Annotated in this window: 17 protein-coding genes and 2 pseudogenes; 14 read left to right on the top strand and 5 right to left on the bottom strand. The window is 69.4% G+C overall.

What is annotated here, in order from left to right:
• Positions 1-273, top strand: a pseudogene (locus AC1DXV_RS17760) (hypothetical protein); the annotation flags it as partial.
• 58 nt (positions 274-331) lie between these two features.
• On the opposite strand, the gene AC1DXV_RS17755 reads toward AC1DXV_RS17760, so the two are convergent.
• Positions 332-907: an SRPBCC family protein gene (locus AC1DXV_RS17755; RefSeq protein ID WP_477873641.1), complete on the bottom strand. Its 576-nt coding sequence runs from the start codon at positions 905-907 to the stop codon at positions 332-334.
• Positions 908-953: 46 nt separating this feature from the next.
• Between AC1DXV_RS17755 and AC1DXV_RS17750 the strand changes: the two genes are divergently transcribed.
• From AC1DXV_RS17750 to AC1DXV_RS17740, 3 genes are all read left to right on the top strand, one after another.
• Entirely contained in the window at positions 954-2,192 is a 1,239-nt protein-coding gene (locus tag AC1DXV_RS17750; protein ID WP_477934772.1) for a CaiB/BaiF CoA transferase family protein, read from the top strand.
• A 25-nt stretch (positions 2,193-2,217) separates the two neighbouring features.
• Entirely contained in the window at positions 2,218-3,984 is a 1,767-nt protein-coding gene (locus tag AC1DXV_RS17745; RefSeq protein ID WP_477934770.1) for a sensor histidine kinase, read from the top strand.
• A 272-nt stretch (positions 3,985-4,256) separates the two neighbouring features.
• On the top strand, positions 4,257-6,926 hold the full coding sequence (locus tag AC1DXV_RS17740; protein WP_477864663.1) for a TonB-dependent receptor plug domain-containing protein: 2,670 nt from the start codon (positions 4,257-4,259) through the stop codon (positions 6,924-6,926).
• Between the two features lie 65 nt (positions 6,927-6,991).
• Here the strand turns inward: AC1DXV_RS17740 and AC1DXV_RS17735 are convergent, their stop codons facing one another.
• The gene (locus tag AC1DXV_RS17735) at positions 6,992-8,182 is read right to left on the bottom strand and encodes a hypothetical protein (protein ID WP_477934768.1); all 1,191 of its coding nucleotides are present in this window, start codon (positions 8,180-8,182) and stop codon (positions 6,992-6,994) included.
• The gene (locus AC1DXV_RS17730) at positions 8,179-8,922 is read right to left on the bottom strand and encodes a helix-turn-helix domain-containing protein (RefSeq protein ID WP_477864661.1); all 744 of its coding nucleotides are present in this window, start codon (positions 8,920-8,922) and stop codon (positions 8,179-8,181) included. The genes AC1DXV_RS17735 and AC1DXV_RS17730 overlap by 4 nt, the downstream gene beginning before the upstream one ends.
• A gap of 264 nt (positions 8,923-9,186) precedes the next feature.
• Here AC1DXV_RS17730 and AC1DXV_RS17725 point away from each other — a divergent pair, with 264 nt between their 5' ends.
• Both AC1DXV_RS17725 and AC1DXV_RS17720 read left to right on the top strand, forming a co-directional pair.
• The gene (locus AC1DXV_RS17725) at positions 9,187-10,389 is read left to right on the top strand and encodes a toxic anion resistance protein (RefSeq protein ID WP_477864660.1); all 1,203 of its coding nucleotides are present in this window, start codon (positions 9,187-9,189) and stop codon (positions 10,387-10,389) included.
• A gap of 40 nt (positions 10,390-10,429) precedes the next feature.
• Positions 10,430-10,876: a YiaA/YiaB family inner membrane protein gene (locus AC1DXV_RS17720; protein ID WP_477864659.1), complete on the top strand. Its 447-nt coding sequence runs from the start codon at positions 10,430-10,432 to the stop codon at positions 10,874-10,876.
• A 10-nt stretch (positions 10,877-10,886) separates the two neighbouring features.
• On the opposite strand, the gene AC1DXV_RS17715 is transcribed toward AC1DXV_RS17720, so the two are convergent.
• Positions 10,887-11,633 carry a hypothetical protein gene (locus AC1DXV_RS17715; protein ID WP_477934766.1) on the bottom strand — a complete coding sequence of 249 codons (747 nt, stop codon included), beginning with the start codon at positions 11,631-11,633 and terminating at the stop codon, positions 10,887-10,889.
• Between the two features lie 89 nt (positions 11,634-11,722).
• Between AC1DXV_RS17715 and AC1DXV_RS17710 the strand changes: the two genes are divergently transcribed.
• Positions 11,723-13,612, top strand: a complete 1,890-nt coding sequence (locus AC1DXV_RS17710) for an MFS transporter (protein ID WP_477864657.1) — start codon at positions 11,723-11,725, stop codon at positions 13,610-13,612.
• Positions 13,613-13,692: 80 nt separating this feature from the next.
• Positions 13,693-14,199: a pyridoxamine 5'-phosphate oxidase family protein gene (locus tag AC1DXV_RS17705; RefSeq protein WP_477864656.1), complete on the top strand. Its 507-nt coding sequence runs from the start codon at positions 13,693-13,695 to the stop codon at positions 14,197-14,199.
• A 21-nt stretch (positions 14,200-14,220) separates the two neighbouring features.
• Here AC1DXV_RS17705 and AC1DXV_RS17700 read toward each other — a convergent pair whose 3' ends face one another.
• Positions 14,221-14,946 carry a FadR/GntR family transcriptional regulator gene (locus tag AC1DXV_RS17700; protein WP_477864655.1) on the bottom strand — a complete coding sequence of 242 codons (726 nt, stop codon included), beginning with the start codon at positions 14,944-14,946 and terminating at the stop codon, positions 14,221-14,223.
• Between the two features lie 112 nt (positions 14,947-15,058).
• Between AC1DXV_RS17700 and AC1DXV_RS17695 the strand changes: the two genes are divergently transcribed.
• From AC1DXV_RS17695 to AC1DXV_RS17670, 6 genes and pseudogenes are all read left to right on the top strand, one after another.
• A complete protein-coding gene (locus AC1DXV_RS17695; protein ID WP_477934764.1) occupies positions 15,059-15,385 on the top strand; it encodes a UxaA family hydrolase in 327 nt (108 codons plus the stop codon).
• Positions 15,363-16,631 (top strand): UxaA family hydrolase, encoded by a 1,269-nt coding sequence (locus tag AC1DXV_RS17690; RefSeq protein ID WP_477934762.1) that lies wholly within the window; start codon positions 15,363-15,365, stop codon positions 16,629-16,631. Before AC1DXV_RS17695 ends, AC1DXV_RS17690 begins: the two co-directional genes overlap by 23 nt.
• Positions 16,628-17,683, top strand: coding sequence for an aldo/keto reductase (locus AC1DXV_RS17685; protein WP_477864652.1), 1,056 nt, complete (start codon positions 16,628-16,630; stop codon positions 17,681-17,683). Before AC1DXV_RS17690 ends, AC1DXV_RS17685 begins: the two co-directional genes overlap by 4 nt.
• Positions 17,680-18,534, top strand: a complete 855-nt coding sequence (locus AC1DXV_RS17680) for an amidohydrolase family protein (RefSeq protein WP_477864651.1) — start codon at positions 17,680-17,682, stop codon at positions 18,532-18,534. The genes AC1DXV_RS17685 and AC1DXV_RS17680 overlap by 4 nt, the downstream gene beginning before the upstream one ends.
• Before the next feature lie 23 nt (positions 18,535-18,557).
• Positions 18,558-20,030 (top strand): ABC transporter substrate-binding protein, encoded by a 1,473-nt coding sequence (locus tag AC1DXV_RS17675; RefSeq protein WP_477864650.1) that lies wholly within the window; start codon positions 18,558-18,560, stop codon positions 20,028-20,030.
• A gap of 95 nt (positions 20,031-20,125) precedes the next feature.
• Positions 20,126-20,404, top strand: a pseudogene (locus AC1DXV_RS17670) (hypothetical protein); the annotation flags it as partial.

Raw genomic sequence — 20,404 nt, 5'->3', positions numbered from 1 at the left:
GGCCACGACAGCGCCGCCCCGCCCGGTGCCCCCGGCGAACCGAAACTGAACCTCAACCTGCCGAGCCTGCGCAGCCGCGGCAGCAGCCTCGGCGGCCCGTCACCCGGCGTGTTGCCGCTGTTGCCGCCGCCGCCCGAGCGCAAGGCGAAGATCACCGAGGAGCTCGACAAGGCCGGCCGCACCGACTGCCGCACCGCTTACGGCGCCATGGGGCTGCTGGCGGCCGTGCCGCTGGCGGTGGATGCGGTGAAGGGCAGCGGGTGCAAGTGGTAGGGGCGCTCGTTGTTCGCCACCAGGCTTCGACAGGCTCAGCCCGAACGGAGGTGCCGGCTCAACGCGCCGGCGGCGCCGCATGCGCCTTGCGCAGGCTCTCCATCCACGCCGTCCAGTCGACCGGCCCGGCGGCGTGGCGCTTCTGCAGGTTCTCCAGCACGCGGCCCCACGCCCGGTCGAAGTAGGCATAGGTCTTGTCCCATTCGCCGCCGTCGCCCCAACCGACGTGGTGCAGCGTCACGCGGGTGCTGTTGTCATCGACCGGCGCGAAACGCACGACGACGAAGGTGCGCTGCCGGCGCGCCTCGGGCAGCGAGGGCGGCGCGTTCCAGTCGAAGCTGATCATCTTCATCGGCTGCAGCGCCATGAAGTGCATGTCGTCGGCGCCCTTCAGGCCGGGCTCGGCCAGTGGATCCATGTGGATGTGGAACGCCCCGCCGACACGCGCGTCGACCTCGGCCTCGGGCGCGAAGAAGCCCTCGATGCCCGCCTTCGTGGTCCAGCTCTGCCACACCGCGGCCACCGGCGCGGCCACCACCGCCTCCTTGTCGATCGCCCGCTCGAGCGCGGCGGCGCGGTCGGCCAGCGCGGCGAGCAGCAGCGCGCACGAGACCCCGAGGGCGATGAATCGCATGGCGTTCCCCATCGAATTGGCGGCGCCAGACACTACCATCGCGGGCATGTCCGCTCAAGCGCCTCCCCCAGCGCCCACCTCCCCCGGCCCGCTCGCCGGCCTGAAGGTGCTCGAACTCGGCCAGCTGATCGCCGGCCCGTTCGCCGCCAAGACCCTGGCCGACTTCGGCGCCGACGTGATCAAGGTCGAGCCGCCCGGCAGCGGCGACCCGCTGCGCCAGTGGCGCCTGATGCACGAGGGCACCAGCGTCTGGTGGGAGGTGCAGTCGCGCAACAAGCGCAGCCTGGCGCTCGACCTGAAGCAGCCCGAGGCGCGCGACATCGTGCGCCGGCTCGCCGCCGAGTGCGACGTGCTGGTCGAGAACTTCAAGCCCGGCGTGATGGAGGCCTGGGAGCTCGGCTACGAAGCCCTGTCGGCCGCCAACCCGGGCCTCGTGATGCTGCGCATCAGCGGCTACGGCCAGACCGGGCCCTACAAGGACCGGCCGGGCTTCGGCGTCGTCGCCGAGGCGATGGGCGGCCTGCGCCACCTGACGGCCGAGCCGGGCCGCGTGCCGGTGCGCGTGGGCGTCAGCATCGGCGACACGCTCGCCTCGCTGCACGGCGTGATCGGCATCCTGATGGCCTTGCAGCACCGGCACGCGACGGTGTCGGCCGAGGCGCCGAAGGGGCGCGGGCAGGTCATCGACGTGGCCCTCTACGAAGCCGTCTTCAACTGCATGGAAAGCCTGTTGCCGGAGTACAGCGCCTTCGGCACCGTGCGAGAGCCCGCTGGCTCGGCGCTGCCCGGCATCGCGCCGAGCAATGCCTACGCCTGCCATGACGGCTGGGTGCTGGTGGCCGGCAACGGCGACAGCATCTTCAAGCGCCTGATGGCGGCGATCGGCCGCGACGACCTCGGCGCCGACCCGGCGCTGGCCGGCAACGCCGGGCGCGTCGCGCGGGTCGCCGAGATCGACGCGGCGATCGGCGACTGGGCCGCGCCGCGCGGCGTCGCCGAGGTGCTGGAGGCGCTGAACGCCGCCCACGTGCCGGCCGGGCGCCTCTACACCGCGCGCGACATCTCCAACGACCCGCACTACCGCGCGCGCGGCATGCTGCAGCGCATCACCAGCGCGCAGGGCCTGTCGCTCGAGACGCCGGGCATCGTGCCCAAGCTGAGCGTGACGCCCGGCTCGATCCGCCGCCGCGCGCCGACCCTCGGCGAGGACAGCGAGGCCGTGCTGCGCGAGATCGGCGTGACGCCCGAGCAACTGGCGGCGCTGCGCGAACGCGGCGTGCTTTGAGAAGACGCAGACCGGAGCGACCCTCATGCAAGAGCGCCCCCACCGCAGCCCCGTCGTGCTGGTCCTGGCCTACCTGGCGGCGGGCACGGCCTGGGTGCTGCTGTCCGAACACGCGGCGCTCGCGCTGACCAGCGACCCGCGCCAGCTGACGCTGGTGCACACGATCCAGGGCCTGCTCTTCGTCGCGATGACGGGCTGCCTGCTGATCCTGCTGCTGCGCTCGCTGACCACGCGCGCCAGCACCGAAGACACCGTGCTGCACGAGATCGCCGTCAGCTACGAGCAGATGTTCCACGCCAACCCGCAGCCGATGTGGATCTACGACGCGCTGTCGCTGCGCTTCCTCGACGTGAACGGCGCGGCGATCGCGCAGTACGGCTGGTCGCGCGAGGAGTTCCTGAAGATGACGCTGGCCGACCTGCGCCCGCCGGAGGACATCCCGGCGATGGAGGCGCAGGTGCGCGGGCCCAACGCACCCGGCGTCACCTCGTCGGGCCCGTGGCGCCACCGCCGCAAGGACGGCAGCGAACTGCTCGCACGCATCAGCGCGCACAGCCTGCAGTTCGGCGACCGCAGCGCGCGGCTGTGCCTGGTGACCGACGTGACGGCGCAACAGGCGCTCGCCGCCGAACGCGAGCAGATGATCACCGAGCTGCGGCATTCGCGCGAATGGCTGGACGCCGCGATCAACGGCGGGCGCATCGGCCTGTGGGCGCGCGACATGCGCAGCGACATGCTGACGCTCGGCGGCCGCTGGGCCGACCTGCTCGGCACGACCCCGGACGACTTCAATTCGCGCTTCGGCGAAGGCGCCACCGACAGCTTCGCGAAGCTGTGCCATCCGGACGACCTGCCCGGTGCGAGCGAGCGCTTCCGCGCCTTCCTGCGCGACCAGCGCCAGCCCTATGCCGACGAATACCGGCTGCGCCACGCCGACGGCCGCTGGGTGTGGATGCTCAGCCGCGGCCATGTCGCCGAGCGCGATGCCGACGGCCGCATCCTGCGCATGGTCGGCAGCTTCGCCGACATCACCGACGTGAAGGCGGCCCAGGCGGCCCGCGAGCAGCAGCACGCGGCCGAGCAGGCCAACGCGATGAAGTCGCAGTTCCTCGCCCGCGTGAGCCACGAGCTGCGCACGCCGCTGAACGCGGTGCTGGGTTTCTCGCAGCTGCTGCGGCTGGACACCGTCACGCCGCTGCAAGCGCAGCAGCTGGAGCGCGTCGACCACATCGAGCGGGCCGGCCAGCACCTGCTGCGCCTGATCACCGACCTGATGGACCTGAGCAAGGTCGAGGTCGGCGCGATGGACATGCACAGCGTGCCGCTCGACCTGCAGGCGCTGGCCAACGAGGCGCTCGCGATGGTGGCCGGCGACGCCGCGCAGCGCCGCATGCACATCGAGCGCGCATTCGAGGCCGGCCTGCCGCCCGCGCTGGCCGACCCGCTGCGCCTGAAGCAGTCGCTGCTGAACCTGCTGTCGAACGCGATCAAGTACGGTGCCCCGGAGGGAACCGTGCGGGTCACGCTGCACCGCGCCGAGGCGGGCGCACTGCAATTGGCCGTCTGGAACAGCGGGCCCGGGCTCAGCGATGCGCAGCTCGCGCGGCTGTACGAGCCGTTCAACCGCCTCGGGCGCGACGCCGGTGCCGAAACCGGCAGCGGCATCGGCCTGGCGATCACCCGCCAGCTCATCGAGAGCATGGGCGGCCGCATCGAGGCCCGCAGCCAGCAAGGCGCCTGGGCCGAGTTCACGCTCACACTGCGCAGCGCCCTGCCGCCCGCCACGGGCTGAACGCCGGTCGCATCCTGTCGTGGCCACATCACCGTGGCCCACCACTTGCTTTACCGTTTTTCACACGGGCGTCACGAACGCAAGCCCGTTCGTGACGGCTTGACCAGTTGCGGTTTCCCCGGGATCACAAGCGGGCCCGCTCTGAGCACGATGGAGGCAGAGGCATGGGGGAGGCGGATCGTCCGACCCTGCGCACATGGCGGCAGCGAAAGGATCCTTTCGCTGCCTTTGTTTTGGCGCCAGAGATCCTGGCACTTGATCGAGGGATGCGAATGTTTCGCTTGAAGTACATCAGCGCCACCGTCATGGCGCTGTGCGCCGCCGGTGCCACGCCGGCCTGGGCCCAGTCCGACACCCCGGCCCCGGACACGACGGGCACGGCCCCGAAATCGCTGCAGCGGGTCGAGGTCACCGGGTCGCGCATCAAGCGCATCGATGCCGAGACCGCCTCGCCGGTGCAGGTGATCACGCGCGAGCAGATCGACCGCTCCGGCGCGCAGTCGGTCACCGAGCTGCTGGGCCGGCTGCCGGCCAGCAACGCCGGCAACTTCAACTCCAACGCGGTGGCGAGCTTCACGCCCGGTGCCGGCGGCGTCTCGCTGCGCGGGCTGGGTGCACAGGCCACGCTGGTGCTGATCAACGGCCGCCGCATGGCGCCGTACGGCTTCGCCTCGGGCGGCCAGCAGTCGTTCTTCGACATCAACTCGATTCCGCTCGATGTGGTCGAGCGCATGGAAGTGCTGCTGGACGGCGCGTCGGCCATCTACGGCTCCGACGCGATCGCCGGCGTCATCAACGTGATCCTGCGCAAGAACTACAACGGCCTGTCGCTGTCGGGGTCGGGCTCGCAGTCGGGCTACCACGATGGTGCGGCGGGCAAGTTCAGCACCACCTGGGGCAAGGGCGACCTCGAGAACGACCGGTACAACTTCTTCCTGAACTACTCGCACGAGCAGCAGAACTCGGTGAAGGCCTCGGCGCGGCCGATGACCTCGACCGCCGACTTCCGCCGCTTCGGGCTGAACGACCTGCGCTCGAGCTACGGCTACCCGGGCAACCTCTACACCACCGGCGGCACGCTGATCGGCCCGATGCCGGGCTGCACGCCGCTGAACGAGCCGGGCGCCGCGGTCAACGGCCGCTGCTACTACCAGGGCACCGACCACCAGGACCTGGTGCCGGAGACCAAGCAGGACGCGCTGTTCGGTGCCGCCACGCTGGACCTCGGCGGCGGCTTCGAGCTGTTCGGTGACGCGCTGTTCGTGCGCAACAAGTACAGCGGCGAGTCGCCTTCGTACAACACCGCGACCTACAACTCCACCGGCACGCTGCCCAACATCTACATCACGCTGCCGGTCGGCCACCCGCAGAACCCCAGTGCGACCGATCCGGTGGCGCTGCGCTACCGCTTCATGGACGTGCTGCACACCACCGAGGTGACGGCCGACACCTCGCGCCTGGTGTTCGGCGGGCGCGGCACCGTCGCCGGCTGGGATGCCGAGAGCGCGGTGATGTACTCCGGCACGCATGCACGCGTCTGGACGAACGGCCTGATCAACGATTCGGTGCTGACCGGCGGCCAGGTGCTGGATGCCAACGGCGTCGCGAACCCGAACTTCATCTTCGGCAATCCGGGCGCGAACAACCCGGCGCTGATGGCGGCGCTCTACCCGACGCTGCACGACGAGGGCAAGACCAGCACCACGTCGGTCGACGTGCGCGGCTCGCGCGAGCTGATGAAGCTGCCGGCTGGCGGGCTGGGCCTGGCGCTCGGCGCCGAGTTCCGCCGCGAATCGTTCAAGAGCACGCCGGACGCGCTGACCGCCAACGGCGCCATCAGCGTGCTGGGCGGCTCGTCGTCGGACGGCAGCCGCAACGTCAGCGCGTTCTTCGCCGAGCTGTCGGTGCCGATCACGAAGTCGCTCGAAGCCTCGCTCGCCACGCGGACCGACCGCTACAGCGACTTCGGCTCGGCCACCGTGCCGAAGGCCGGCATCAAGTGGAAGGTGTCGTCGATGCTGGCGCTGCGGGCCACCTATGCCGAGGGCTTCCGTGCGCCGTCGCTGACCGAGACCACGCAGAGCCCGTCGACCGGCTTCTACTCGCTGCGCGACCCGAAGCTGTGCCCGGACCCGAGCGACACGACCAACCCGCAGTGCGATGCCTCGATCCGCGCGGTCTCGGGTTCCAACCCGAACCTGAAGCCCGAAAAGTCGAAGAGCCTGACGGCCGGCCTGGTGTTCGAGCCGACCGAGAACGTCTCGCTGTCGTTCGACGCGTACAAGATCAAGCGCCGCGACGAGATCGCGTCGATCGATCCGGACTACCTGCTGGCCAACGAGTCGACCTACCCGGGCTATGTGCAGCGGGACCCGGTGACGCAGGAGATCGAGCAGCTGAACCTGCAGTACACCAACCTCGGCTCGACCAGGGTCTGGGGCTACGACATCGAGCTGAAGGCGCGCCAGGACATCGGCTCGGCCGGCCGCGTCGGCCTGACCATCGTCTACAACAAGATGCCGCGCTACCTGGTGGCGAACGTGAAGGACGCGCCGGAAGTCGACTACGCCGGCACCTACAGCCAGCCGAAGGAGCGCTTCAAGGTCGGCATCGACTGGGACGTGGGCGACTGGGCGACTACGCTGACCGGCAACTACACCGGCGGCTTCCTGCGCGCCTTCTCGCCGGCCGACCTGAGCTGCCCGTATTCGGCCGGTGCGCATCCGGACCTGTGCCGCGTGAAAGCCTGGTCGACGGCCGACCTGTACGTGGCCTACAAGGGGATCAAGAACCTGACGCTGAGCGTGAACATCGACAACCTCGAGAACCGCGAAGCACCGCTCGACGAGCAACGGGTCACCCGCTACGTCGCGTACAACGCCGGCTACCACAGCCAGATGGGCCGCGTCATCACGCTGGCGGGCAAGTACACGTTCTGGTGATGCATGGCGGCACGGGCCGCCCTGCTTTCACAAGCGACAAGGGGACCCGCGAGGGTCCCCTTTTTTCATGGGGCGTCGAGAGGCTTCGTCGACTCGATGTCGGCCCGCCTTCGATCGAACCTCGGGCCGCCACTGACGAGATCGGTGAGCGTCAGGTTCTCGCAATCGGCTTCGTACAGGAGGCAGAGCCGCCGCCGATCGTTGCTGTAGTCGATGTCCGCTGACAGGGCCTTCAGCAGGAGCGCGACGAATGCTTTCGCTTCGAGGCCGCTGGATCGATACGAAGCGACGTAATAGACAAGACCGCAGTCGTAGGGCTCACGATAGAAGATCGTGCGGTCGGTGAGCTTCTGCAGCCAGGATTTCCCAGAGGTGTGCTTCGCGCACGCCTGCAAGGCATTCCGGATGAGGCCGTCCTGCTGGCGGGCGTCGATGAGGCCGGACTCGCGAAGCACGAACAGCTTCAGGAACTCCGCGCTTCCTTCCGTCAAGTACCTGCCATGCGGGTTCTCGAACAGCGATGCGTGTTGCGCCTTGTGCGCCAGCTCATGCGCGTAGGTGTCTGAGAAGACCCCGGCAATGTCTGCCGGCAGCGGGTTCGGATTGTCATAGGTGATGCGGATGATGTTGAGCGCATCGCCGCCATACCCGAAGTACTTCCCCTGGTTGTGGACCAAGGCCACCACGGCACTCGTGGACCGGACCGCTTGAACGGCGAGGTTCTTGCGGTAGTAGTCGGCAATCGCGGGGAAGGCGCGCTTCAGCTGGCGCAAGGCCGGCGCTGGAATGTCGCGGTCGAAGTACGTGGCATCGGAGATGTCGGCATCCGGTTCATTGGTGAAGAACACGGAGTTGTAGAAAACATCGCGCTCGGGGATCCGAAGCTTTCCGCTGTACAGCTTGCCGTTCCACAGGATCTTCCTGCCCTCGATTTCGAAGCTCACCTCTCCGCAGGAGTCCCCGGGGTGGAAGTAGGGCAGGTGCAGGTAGATCCCGCCACCCAGCCTCGCCGCGACCAAGTACTTGCCCAATTCCTTTTCGGAACTGAGCTTCCTGAGGAAGACGCGATCCGATTCCTTGCGAAAGCCCGGTGAATCGCTGTACGCATCGGCTGGGAAGCCGGACGTGCAGCCCTCGCTCCCGGCGGCGGCCACGACTTTCACATCCTCCGACGCCTCGGACAGGCGCACCACGATGCCGGCATTCGCGTACCCGGTGACGAGGGCGAGAAGAAGACCGCTCAGCCCATGGTTCAAGCAGCTTCCTCCCGCTTCAGGTCGCGGAACGCCGCGAACAGCCAGGACCGCATGCCGACCACCAGCGTGTAGGCGCGCCGCTGGTCGGCCGGCAGCTTCTGGTCGGCCAGGTGCTGCTGCGCGAAATCCTGCCCGACGCGCTGCAGCCGCTCGACGAAGCTCGCCGCCAGGCTGGTGCCGATCTGCCCGTGCACCAGCATCAGCATCTCGCCGTCGCCGTCGAAGCCGCTGTTGAAGTAGTCGTCGGCCACGTGCTCGCGGAAGAACGCCATCACCGGGCCGTTCGGCCGCCAGCGGAAGGTCTTCGCCACCTGCAGCCGGTAGCGGTTCATCGGCCGCAGCTCGATGATGCCCAGCCGGTCGAGCTGCAGCAGGTAGCGCACGCAGTCGGCCTCGCTGAAGGTGTAGGTGCCGATCATCTGCTCATAGGTCCACTGGCTCATGCAGCAGATCGCCAGCAGCAGCAGGCGTCGGTCGGCCACCACCGCCTTCTCCTGCTCGAGCGTCAGCTCGCGGCGCAGCGGCTGCGCATCGGCGATCTGCCGCGCCAGCTCGGCGAAATCCATCTTCAGCACGCGCAGCACGTCGTCGATGCGCGACAGCGGCATGTCGCCCTTCGCGAAGACGCGCTTGATGCTCGACTCCGACATGCCGAGGTGCCCGGCCAGCTCGGCATAGGTGACGTTGGCGGCCTTGAGTTCGGCCTTCAAGGCGGTGACGAGGTCTTGGGTGGTGCTCATGTGAACGCGCGGTGGGCGAGTGAAGGGCGAGCGAAGGGCGAGTGGAAGTATCGCAAAGCGATACCAGCCGCGGCTGCCCTCGCCACTCGGCCGCGCCCCCTCTTCGGGGTGATGTCCGCCGCGGGCGGCGGCGGCAACACTGCGCCGCATGTTCAACCGTTGCGAGACATGATGCACGCTTCGCCCGTCCACGAGCCGAGATCCGCCGCTCCCGCAGCTATATTGCCGCCAGCAGCGCAGACCGCTGACACCAGGAGACAACCCATGACGGTCACCGCCTCCGCTGCAGCGCCTGCCGCGGCGTTCCAACTCACGCCGCCCGAAGCCATCGTCGCGATCCAGCCTGCGGCCGCCGCCGAAGCGGTGCCGCTCCCGGCGGCGCTGCGCGGCGAGGTCGAAGACCAGGTGCGGCGATTCGTCGACGCCCTGCTCACCGAAGACCTGCACGGCGACGCTTTCAAGTCCAAGCTCGACGCGGCGTTCCGCCTCGGCCGCGAAGAGGTCTCGGTCTCGGCCAACCTGATGCAGGGCCGCTTCATGGACCGCAATTTCGTCGGCATGGAAGATTCGCCGGCCTTCAAGGCGCTGCAGGGCATGCGCGGTCACCTCGACGAACTGAACCCCGGCCGCGAAGGCGACCTGTTCCAGCCGCGCAAGCTGCTCGGCTTCATCCCCTACGGCAACCGGCTGCAGGCCTACTTCCGCAAGTTCCAGACGGCGGGCGGCCAGCTCCAGAAGACGATGCAGCAGCTGCACTCGGCGCGCGACGACATGCAGCGCGACGTGGTCGAGATCGAGTCCGTGCGCGCCAAGCTGTGGGACGCGATGGAGAAGCTGCGCGCCGCCATCCACTTCGCCGAGACGCTGGACACCCGCCTCGCCGAGAAGGTGCAGGCGTTGAAGGCCACCGACCCGCAACGCGCCCAGGCGCTGGAGCAGGAAGTGCTGTTCTACGCGCGCCAGAACCTGCTGGACATGCAGACGCAGCAGGCGGTGTGCGTGAACGGCTACCTGTCGCTGGACGTGCTCAAGCGCACCGGCCGCGAGATGATCACCGGCTGCACCCGCGTGGCGACCACCGGCATGTCGGCGCTGGCCGTCGCGCAGACCGTGGCGCGCGCCACCGGCAACCAGATCCAGGTGATGAACATGCTGAGCGGCGTGTCGCAGTCGATCGAAGGCCTGATCGCCGAAACCGGCCGCCAGCTCAACAACCACGTGGAGCGCACCACCGAGTTCGCCGCCAACCCGATGCTGGGTGTGGAGAAGCTCAAGGAGATGTTCGACCAGACCTTCAAGGCCATGGACGCGATGGACGACTTCCGCAGCAAGGCCATCGAGGTCATGGGGCAGAACAACGCCGTCATCAAGGAACAGATCTCGCGCGCCAGCAGCTATGTGGACCGCGTGCGCCAGGAGCGCATCCGCGAGGCGGGCGTCGGCATCGCCGGGCCGGTCGCGCTGTGACCGCCCACCCCCATTTCAATCGACGGATGCAGAGGACACCATGAAAGAAAGAATCGTCTACCAGCGCGACACCAACGGCTGGACCGTGCAGGTGTGGGTGTCGTTCGCCCTGGCGCTCACGGCCTGTGCCACCGGCGTGCTGAAGCTGCCCAGCCAGGAGCTGGACCGCGCCTTCCTCGCGATCGGCTTCTTCTTCTGCCTGTTCGCCTCGTTCGCGGTGGCGAAGACGCTGCGCGACAACCGCGACGGGCAGGTCGACACCTTCGGCTGGATCGCCACCGTGTGGATCGGCTTCGGCGCGGCGGTGACGCTCACCGGCTGGGGCCTGTGGCGCATGAGCATCGTCGAGTGGCAGAAGGGCTACATGCTGGTCTCGTGGCTGTTCCTGGTGTCGACCACGTTCACGCTGGCGAAGACCGTCCGCGACAAGCACGATGCGGCGCTGTCGGCGATGCAGTCGGAGCAGCCCACCCGCCCGGGCGCCTGAGCGCGCGGATTCAACCCTTGCGCCGTGCCTCCAGAAATGCACCCTGCAGCGCCAGCGCTTCAGACGATGCCTGCGCCAGCAGCTTCTCGCGATCGGCCAGCTCCTGCGCCAGCCCGTCGAGCTGCGCGCCCAGGGCCTGGGCCGGCGTGCGGCCGTCGTCGAGTCGCAGCGCGGGACGCTGGGCGGCGGGGATCTCGAGGTAGCGCTGGAGTGAATCCGGCACATAGCGGCGAAGCAGCTCTCCGATGAACAACGAATCTTCCGTGCGCCACGGCGGGCCCGGCTGGCGGCCCCGCAGCTGCGGGGCCATGCGGCCCAGCGTGGCAGCGAGTTGCGTGAGCGCCTCGACGGCGGCATCGGGCAGCTCGGGTGCGCAGCGCTCGACCACGGCATCCAGCCGCGCGGCGTCGCCCTCGTCGATGGCGGCCATGCCGAGCGTGTCGGCCACGGGCGGCCGCATCGCTCGCCGCCCCATCACCACACCGGCCGCCGCGGCGACCGCGCCGCCGGCGGCCAGCATCCAGCTCGCCTGCAGCCAGCCCAGGAACACGCCGACACCGCCCACGCAGCCCAGCAGCGCGGCCACCGCGATCGGCACCATCGCGGCGGGTCGGCCCGGCCCCTGCACCCTGACACGGGCCGCGAAGCCCGGAGACGCCACGAGGCGCTGCTGCTGCCGCAGTCGCTGGTTCAGCACCGCCGGCGGGGCCTGTTTCGGAAGCGGCTTGCGGCGAAGGATGGGGCGTGGAATGGGCATGCGGCGCGTTGGAAAACGATGGCCGCATCTTAGATCCGCGGCCTTGCCGCTACATTGCGCCACGAACTGCCCTGCCTGAGGAGGCCACCTTGTCGTCCCCCGAACACCCGAATCAGTTCGCCCTGCTGCGCCAGCGGCGCTTCGCCCCGTTCTTCTGGACGCAGTTCCTCGGCGCCGGCAACGACAACCTGTTCAAGTTCGCCTTCACGGTGCTGGTCACCTACAAGGTGCAGGTGTCGTGGCTGTCGCCGCAGCTCGCCGGCCTGGTGATCGGCGCGCTGTTCATCCTGCCGTTCCTGCTGTTCTCGGCCACCAGCGGGCAGCTGACCGACAAGTACGACAAGACGCGCGTGATCCAGCTCGTCAAGTCGCTCGAGATCGCGATCATGCTGCTGGCCGCGTGGGGCTTCTGGGTCACCAACGTGCCGGTGCTGCTGGCCTGCGTGTTCCTGATGGGGCTGCACTCCACGCTGTTCGGCCCGGTGAAGTTCGCCTACCTGCCGCAGCACCTGGGCGAACGCGAGCTGACCGGTGGCAACGGCATGGTCGAGATGGGCACCTTCGTCGCGATCCTGCTCGGCCAGGTGGCCGGCGGGCTGCTGGTGGGCATCCCCGAGGTCGGGCGCCACTACGTCGCGATCGGCTGCATCGCGGTCGCGCTGCTCGGCCGGCTGACCGCGCAGTACGTGCCGCCGTCGCCGTCGACCGACCCGCTGCTGAAGATCAACTGGAACCCGGTCACCGAGACCTGGCGCAACCTGAAGCTCGCGCACGAGAACGTCGCGGTGTTCCGCTCGTTGCTGGGCATCTCGTGGATGTGGTTCTTCGGCGCGGTCTTCCTGTCGCTGTTCCCGGCCTTCGCGAAGGAGGTGCTGCACGGCGACGAGCAGGTCGCCTCGCTGCTGCTGGTGGTGTTCTCGATCGGCATCGGCACCGGCTCGCTGCTGTGCGAGGTGCTGTCGCGCCGGCACGTCGAGATCGGCCTGGTGCCGCTGGGCGCGATCGGCATGAGCATCTTCGCGATCGACCTGTTCTTCGCGTCGCGCGGCGTGCCGCCGTCGGCGCAGCTGTCGCTCGCGGGCTTCGTCGCGGTCGGCGCGCACTGGCGGGTGATGGCCGACCTCGCGCTGCTGAGCCTGTTCGCCGGCCTGTACAGCGTGCCGATGTACGCGATGATCCAGCTGCGCTCGCAGCCCAGCCACCGGGCCCGCATCATCGCGGCCAACAACATCCTGAACGCGCTGTTCATGATCGTCAGCGCGGTGCTGGTCGGCGTGCTGCTGAAGGCGGGGCTGACGATCCCGCAGGTGTTCCTGGTGGTCGGCGTGCTGAACGCGATCGTCGCGTTCTACATCTTCCTGGTGGTGCCCGAATACCTGCTGCGCTTCATCGCGCTGATCGCGACGCGTTGCATCTACCGCTTCAAGGTGCGCGGCGACGAGCACATCCCGACCAAGGGCGCGGCGATCCTGGTGTGCAACCACGTCAGCTTCGTCGACGCGGTGCTGCTGATGGCGGCCAGCCCGCGGCCGATCGCCTTCATCATGGACCACCGCATCTTCAAGCTGCCGGTGCTGGGCTGGATGTTCAAGCTCGCGAAGGCGATCCCGATCGCGTCGCAGCGCGACGACCCGAAGGTCTACGAGCAGGCCTTCGAGCGCGCCCGCGCGGTGCTGGCCGACGGCGAGCTGGTGTGCATCTTCCCGGAAGGCGCGATCACCAAGGACGGCCAGCTCGGCGAGTTCAAGGGCGGCGTGATGAAGCTGCTGGAGACCCACCCGGTGCCGGTGATCCCGCTGGCGCTGCAGAACCTGTGGGGCTCGTTCTTCTCGCGGGTGGAGCAGGGCGGCGCGATGGTCAAGCCGTTCCGGCGCGGCATGTTCACGCGGGTCGGCATGGTGGCCGGCGTGCCGCTGGCGCCCGGCGAGGTGACGCCGGACGGGCTGCGCACGCGGGTCGGTGAATTGTTGGCAAGTTAGGGACTGTCGACACCAACGCGGGCACACCGATTGCCCCGAGGGCTTGCATCCATCCAGCTCGGTCCTACCTACAAGAAGTCATGAACCTTCCGAACCTGCCCTTCCTCAGCCGCCGCAACGACGGGGATTTCCAGTCGGTGTGGCCCTCGCTCCAGCGCGCCCGGCACTGCATGGTGACGACGCGCCTGGCCAGCGGTGCGCCGCACGCGGCCCAGGTGCGCATCTCGATGACCTCGGGCGACGGCCCGCCGCACGTCTGGCTGATGGTGCCGCGCGACAGCCGCGTGGCGCTCGACGTCGAGATCGACCCGGACGTGACGCTGTCGTTCGTCGACCCGCGCACCCGGCAACTCGTGCATCTGACGGGCGAGGTCGCGCTGGTCGAGGCGCACCACGACCCGGTGTACCTGCACCCGAGCGTGCGCCAGGAACCGCAGCTGGCCGTCGTCGAAGGCGAGCAGGATTTCGTGATGCTGCGGGTCGACATCCCCAGTGACCAGCAACCCCGCACGCAGGTGACCGACACGCGCACGGTCGATTTCAGCGCGTCGCGGCCGCACTGGCCGCGGTCTGCTCCGTTGGCCTGAGCCGTCGGACTGGAACTCGGCTCAGCGGCCCGCGACGATCGCCCGCGAGAAGGTCTTGCGCACCGTCGTCAGGTGCCGGCGCATCGCCTGGCGCGCCGCCGCCGGGTCGTGCGCCGCGATGGCCTCCAGCACGCGCCGGTGGTCGTCGACCGCGGCGGTGTGCAGCCCCGGTGTCGTGAACAGCGTCTCCATCCGGTCCTGCATCGGCGTGTAGCGCTGGTCCCACAGGGTCGTCACGATGAACAGCAGCGCCGCGTTGCCGCTCGCCCGCGCGATGCCGATATGGAAGGCGCGGTCGCCGTCGTGCAGCAACGGGTTGCGGGCGTGGTCCTGCACCATCTGGTCCAGGCTGCGCTGCAGGCCTTGCAGATCCTGCTCGGTCGCGTGGCGCGCCGCGAGGGCCGCGGTCTCGGTCTCGACGACCAGCCGCGCCTCCAGCAGCTCCAGCGGGCCGACCGGCGGCTCGTCCGCCGAGGCCGATGCCGCTGACGACGCCCGCGGCGACGACGCATCCAGCACCTGCACGCCGGCCCCGACCCGCACCGACACCCGCCCCTGCACCTCCAGCGCGATCAGCGCCTCGCGCACCGAGGCCCGGCTGACGCCCAGTTGATCCGCCAGCTCGCGCTCCGGCGGCAGGTAGCTGCCGATACCGAAGCGCCCGCTGTCCATCGACTCGCGCAGCACGCCGGCAATGTGCTGGTACAGGCGCTTGGTCTCGATCGGCGGCAGTCGCTGGTGGCTCATCGGTCGATTTTCCCATCAGGGTCAACCCGGTTGCCGCGGATCGCGGGCGATCGCAACAATGGTCTATTGGTCTGACCTTTATACCTTTTCGGAGCGACCCCAGGAAGCCGGAATGACCCCTGCCACCGATCCCCGCCTGCTGCTGCTGAACCCGGCCGACAACTGCCTGGTGGCGTGCCGTGCGTTGGCCGCCGGCGAGACGCTGCTGATCGACGGCGAGCCGGTGACGCTGCCGCGGCCGGTCGGGATGGCGCACAAGCTGGCGCGGCAGGCGCTGGCGGTGGGCGACAAGGTGCTGCGCTACGGCGCGGTGATCGGCAGCGTGCAGCGCCCGATCGCGCGCGGCGAGCACATCCATACCGACAACCTGCGCAGCGATTACCTGCCCACCTACACGCTGCAGGATGGCTCCAAATATGTCCTCACCACCCATGACTGAGCCCTTGCCCGAGCTGACCGGCTTCCCGCGCGCCGACGGCCGCAAGGGCATCCGCAACATCGTCGCGGTGGCGTACCTGGTCGAGTGCGCGCACTTCGTCGCGCACGAGGTGACGCTCGCCTTCCGCGGCGAGCCGGTGCACCTCGTCGGCTTCCCGGGCTGCTACCCGAACGCCTATGCCGACAAGATGATGCGCCGCCTGCTGACGCACCCGAACGTCGGCGCGGTGCTGCTGGTCTCGCTCGGCTGCGAGAGCTTCGACAAGCGCGGGCTGGAGGCCGAGGTCGCCGCCAGCGGCCGGCCGGTGCACACGCTGACGATCCAGGAGCATGGCGGCACGCGCAAGACGCTGGCCGAGGGCATCGAGTGGGTGCGCTGGGCGCTCGCCGAGCTCGACACGCAGGCGCGCGTGCCGATGCGCTGGGACGAACTCGTCGTCGCGACCGTCTGCGGCGGCAGCGACGGCACCAGCGGCATCACCGCGAACCCGGCGGTCGGCCGCGCGTTCGACACGCTGATCGCGCGCGGCGCCGCCTGCATCTTCGAGGAGACCGGCGAGCTGGTCGGCTGCGAGTTCCACATGCAGCGCCGCGCCGCCACGCCCGAGCTCGGCGACGAGATCGTGCGCTGCGTCGCCAAGGCGGCGCGCTACTACGAGACGCTCGGCCACGGCAGCTTCGCGCCCGGCAATGCCGACGGCGGGCTGACCACGCAGGAGGAGAAGTCGCTCGGCGCCTACGCGAAGAGCGGCGATTCGCCGATCAGCGGCCTGATCAAGCCCGGCGACATCCCGCCCACCGGCGGCCTGTACCTGCTCGACGTGGTGCCCGACGGCGAGGTGCGCTTCGGCTTCCCGAACATCTCCGACAACGCCGAGATCGTCGAGCTGATCGCCTGCGGCGCACACCTGACGCTGTTCACGACCGGCCGCGGCTCGGTGGTCGGCTCGGCGATCTCGCCGGTGATCAAGGTGTGCGCGAACCCGGACACCTACGACCAGCTCGCCGACGACATGGACGTGAACGCCGGCCGCATCCTGCGCGGCGATGCGACGCTCGACGACGTGGGCGCCGAGATCGTCGCACTGGTGCAGGACGTCGGCCACGGCCGCGAGACCGCCAGCGAATCGCTCGGCCACCGCGAGTTCATCCTCACCTACAAGGCTTTCGAGCCGATCGGGCCGAGCTGCTTGCCGGTCTCCGTGCCGATCCGCGCGATGCCTTCGATGCAAAGGGCCACGCCATGAACACACTCCCGACCCGCATGCTGCCGCGCACCCGCCACGCGCTGACCACGCTCGGCATGGGCGGCGCGCCGCTCGGCAACATGTACGACGTGATCTCCGAGGAGGCGTCGCGCGCCGCCTTCGACGCCGCGTGGGCGGCCGGCATCCGCTTCTTCGACACCGCGCCGTTCTACGGCTACACGCTGTCGGAACGGCGCTTCGGCGAGGCGCTGCGCGGGCACCCGCGCGACCAGTGGGTGCTGAGCACCAAGGTCGGCCGCCTGCTGAAGCCCCTGTCACCGCTTGCCGCGCCGCGTACCCTGCCCGCCGGCGAGACCGCGTGGCAGAACCCGCTGCCGTTCGAGTTGCACTACGACTACTCCGCCGCCGCGATCCGCCGCTCGGTCGAGGACAGCCTGCAGCGCCTCGGCACGAACCGCATCGACATCGCGCTGGTGCACGACATCGGCCGCGTGACGCACGGCGATCGCCACGAGTTCCACTGGCGACAGCTCACCAGCGGCGGGGGCCTGCGCGAGCTGGAGTCGCTGCGCCGCGAAGGCCTGGTGGGCGCGATCGGGCTGGGCGTCAACGAATGGGAGATCGTGCGCGACACGATGGAGCACGTCGACCTCGACTGCACGCTGCTCGCCGGCCGCTACACGCTGCTGGAGCAGGAGGCGCTGGACCCGTTCCTCGCGCGCTGCGTCGAGCGCGGCGTCGGCATCATCGTCGGCGGGCCGTTCAACTCCGGCATCCTCGCGGCCGGGTTGCGCCGCCCGAGCAGCACGCTGAAGTTCAACTACGCGACCGCGCCGGCCGAGGTGGTCGCGCGCGTCGCGCAATTGCAGGCGGTGTGCGACGGCTTCGAGGTGCCGCTCGCGGCGGCGGCGCTGCAGTTTCCGCTCGGCCACCCGGCCGTGGTGTCGTGCGTGCCGGGGCCGCGCAACGCGGACGAGCTGCAGGGCATCGTGCGCTGGATGACGCAGCCGATCCCGGCGGCGCTGTGGCGCACGCTGCGCGAGCAGGGGTTGATCGCCGCCGATGCGCCGGTGCCGGGGGAAAGCCGATGACGGTCGCATACCGCATCGATGCGCACCAGCATTTCTGGTCGCTCGCGCGCGGCGACTACGGCTGGTTGGGTCCCGATCTGACACCGCTGTACCGCGACTTCGGCCCCGCCGACCTGCAACCGCTGCTCGCCGCCCACGGCGTGCGTGGCACGGTGCTCGTGCAGGCCGCGCCGACGCTCGCCGAGACGCAGTGGCTGCTGCAGCTCGCGGCCCAGCACGACCTGGTGCGCGGCGTGGTCGGCTGGGTCGACATGGTGGCGCCCGATGCGCCGGCCACGATCGCGACGCTGGCCGCGAACCCGCTGCTGAAGAGCGTGCGGCCGATGCTGCAGGACCTGCCGGACCCGGCCTGGATCGCCACCACGCCGATCGCGCCGGCGGTGCGCGCGCTGGTGCAACACGGCCTGTGCTTCGACGCGCTGGTGAAGCCGCCGCACCTGCCGCACCTGCTGGCCTTCGCCGAACGCCACCCGGCGCTGCCGATCGTGATCGACCATGCGGCCAAGCCCGACATCGCGCGAGGTGCGTTCAGCGACTGGCGACGCAGCCTGCAGGCACTTGCGCAATTGCCGGCGATCCACTGCAAGCTGTCCGGCCTCGCGACCGAAGCCGGCCCCGGCTGGAGCGTCGCGACGCTGCGCCCGTTCGCCGAGGCCGTGCTGGAGCTGTTCGGCCCGCAGCGCGTGATCTGGGGCAGCGACTGGCCGGTGCTGCAGCTCGCCGGCGACTACGCCGGCTGGGTGCTGGCCTGCGAGCAGTTGCTGGCGCCGCTGGACGCCGCCGATCGCCACGCGGTGTGGGCCGGCAACGCCGAGCGCTTCTACCGTCTGGATGGAGTGACCCCGCTGTGAACCACAACAAGGATGGAGACACCATGAACCGCAGATCGATTCCTCTCTGGGCCACGCTGGCCTGCGCCGCCGCGTTCGGCGTGCCCGGCGCGCAAGCGCAGACCAAGGCCTATACCGGCGTCACGCTCAACGTGATGACCTTCACCGGCCCGCAGATCGCCGAGCCGCTGCAGCGCCGCGGCAAGGAGTTCGAGGCCGCCACCGGCGCCAAGGTCAACGTGATCACGGTGCCGTACTCGGACCTGTACCAGAAGCTGCTGACCGACTGGTCGACCGGCACCAACTCGATCGATGCCGCGATCCTCGCGCCGCAGTGGATGCCCGACTACGTCGGCTTCCTCGAGGACCTGAGCCCGCGCGTGAAGGCTGACACCAAGCTGCGCGAGGACGACGTGGCGCCGTTCTTCCGCGAGTTCTCGCAGAAGTACGGCGGCAAGACCTACACCGTGACGCTGGACGGCGACTTCCACATCGCCTACTACCGCAGCGACGTGCTGGCCAAGCTCGGCAAGAAGCCGCCGCAGACCTGGGACGAGTACCTCGACATCGCGAAGGCCGCGCACGGCAAGGACTTCGGCGACGGCAAGCCGATCGTCGGCTCGTGCATCGCGAAGAAGCGCGGCGCGCAGTCGTTCTGGATGATCACCTCGGTGGCCGGCGCCTTCCTGCAGGCCAAGGGCACCAGCGAGGGCGCGTTCTTCGACCCGGCGACGATGAAGCCGCTGGTCAACAACGACGCCTTCGCGCGGGCGCTGGAGATCTACAAGGAGACCGGCAAGTACGGCCCGCCGAACGAGATCAACATGGATGTGGGCGACACCCGCACGCTGTTCGTCAGCGGCGGCTGCGCGCTCACCGTCGACTGGGGTGACATCGGCCCGCTGGCGGTCGACCCGAAGGCCTCGAAGGTGGTCGACAAGGTCGGCGCGCTGATGCTGCCGGGCAGCAGCAAGGTGCTGGACCGCGTGAGCGGCAAACTGGTGGCCTGCGACGCGACGCGCTGCCCGCATGCGGTGAACGGCGTGAACCGTGCGCCGTTCGCGGCCTTCGGCGGCTGGTCGGGTGCCGTCAACGCGAAGGCCAAGCCGCAGGCGAAGGACGCGGCCTATGCCCTCTTCTCGTACATGTCGCAGCCGGAGCAGTCGAACGCCGACGTGACGGTCGGTGCGACCGGCTTCAACCCGTACCGGCAGAGCCAGTTCAAGGACATGGGGCCGTGGAAGAAGGCCGGCATGTCGGACAAGGCGGCCAAGGACTACCTGACCGCGATCCAGGATTCGCTGAACTCGCCGAACATGGTGCTGGACCTGCGCATCCCGTTCAACCAGCGCTACCAGCAGGTGGCGCTGGACACCGCGATGGCACGCTTCCTGGCCGGTGAGCTGGACGTGAAGGGCACGATGAAGAACATCGAGGACACGTGGAACGAGCTGAACGACGAGCTGGGGAAGGCAAAGCAGCAGGCCGCATACAAAGCGAGCATCGGCGCCAAATGATGCGTAGCCCGGATGCCAGTCCGGGTTCGTCGCCCGCCTCCGCGTCCCGGATTGGCATCCGGGCTACGGACTGGCTCGACCGCCAGGCCGGCACCGTGTTCATTGCGCCGGCCGTCACCGTCGTGCTGCTGTTCTCGATCTTCCCGCTGCTCGCGTCGGCCTGGCTCTCGCTGACACGCTTCTCGCTGCAGGCCGGCGGCTATGAGCTGAGCTTCGTCGGCGCGCTGAACTACCGCAAGCTGATCACCGGCTCGCAGCAGTTCCACCTGCTGGGCACGGCGGGCGAGATGTCGGCGGCCACCTGGGCCGCGCTCGCCGCCGCGTTCGCGCTGCTGGCGTGGGCGCTGCTGCGCAGCCTGCGGACGCAGCAGGCC

The organism is Rhizobacter sp. P3_C12 (genome assembly GCF_056402735.1).
This window is presented reverse-complemented; position numbering and strand designations above follow the sequence as displayed.

Bases quoted from the DNA above. Each gene is read 5' to 3' on its own strand.
- AC1DXV_RS17755 (WP_477873641.1), bottom strand. From the start codon at position 907: ATGCGATTCATCGCCCTCGGGGTCTCGTGCGCGCTGCTGCTCGCCGCG.
- AC1DXV_RS17750 (WP_477934772.1), top strand. From the start codon at position 954: ATGTCCGCTCAAGCGCCTCCCCCAGCGCCCACCTCCCCCGGCCCGCTC.
- AC1DXV_RS17745 (WP_477934770.1), top strand. From the start codon at position 2,218: ATGCAAGAGCGCCCCCACCGCAGCCCCGTCGTGCTGGTCCTGGCCTAC.
- AC1DXV_RS17740 (WP_477864663.1), top strand. From the start codon at position 4,257: ATGTTTCGCTTGAAGTACATCAGCGCCACCGTCATGGCGCTGTGCGCC.
- AC1DXV_RS17730 (WP_477864661.1), bottom strand. From the start codon at position 8,922: ATGAGCACCACCCAAGACCTCGTCACCGCCTTGAAGGCCGAACTCAAG.
- AC1DXV_RS17725 (WP_477864660.1), top strand. From the start codon at position 9,187: ATGACGGTCACCGCCTCCGCTGCAGCGCCTGCCGCGGCGTTCCAACTC.
- AC1DXV_RS17720 (WP_477864659.1), top strand. From the start codon at position 10,430: ATGAAAGAAAGAATCGTCTACCAGCGCGACACCAACGGCTGGACCGTG.
- AC1DXV_RS17715 (WP_477934766.1), bottom strand. From the start codon at position 11,633: ATGCCCATTCCACGCCCCATCCTTCGCCGCAAGCCGCTTCCGAAACAG.
- AC1DXV_RS17705 (WP_477864656.1), top strand. From the start codon at position 13,693: ATGAACCTTCCGAACCTGCCCTTCCTCAGCCGCCGCAACGACGGGGAT.
- AC1DXV_RS17700 (WP_477864655.1), bottom strand. From the start codon at position 14,946: ATGAGCCACCAGCGACTGCCGCCGATCGAGACCAAGCGCCTGTACCAG.
- AC1DXV_RS17695 (WP_477934764.1), top strand. From the start codon at position 15,059: ATGACCCCTGCCACCGATCCCCGCCTGCTGCTGCTGAACCCGGCCGAC.
- AC1DXV_RS17690 (WP_477934762.1), top strand. From the start codon at position 15,363: ATGTCCTCACCACCCATGACTGAGCCCTTGCCCGAGCTGACCGGCTTC.
- AC1DXV_RS17685 (WP_477864652.1), top strand. From the start codon at position 16,628: ATGAACACACTCCCGACCCGCATGCTGCCGCGCACCCGCCACGCGCTG.
- AC1DXV_RS17680 (WP_477864651.1), top strand. From the start codon at position 17,680: ATGACGGTCGCATACCGCATCGATGCGCACCAGCATTTCTGGTCGCTC.
- AC1DXV_RS17675 (WP_477864650.1), top strand. From the start codon at position 18,558: ATGAACCGCAGATCGATTCCTCTCTGGGCCACGCTGGCCTGCGCCGCC.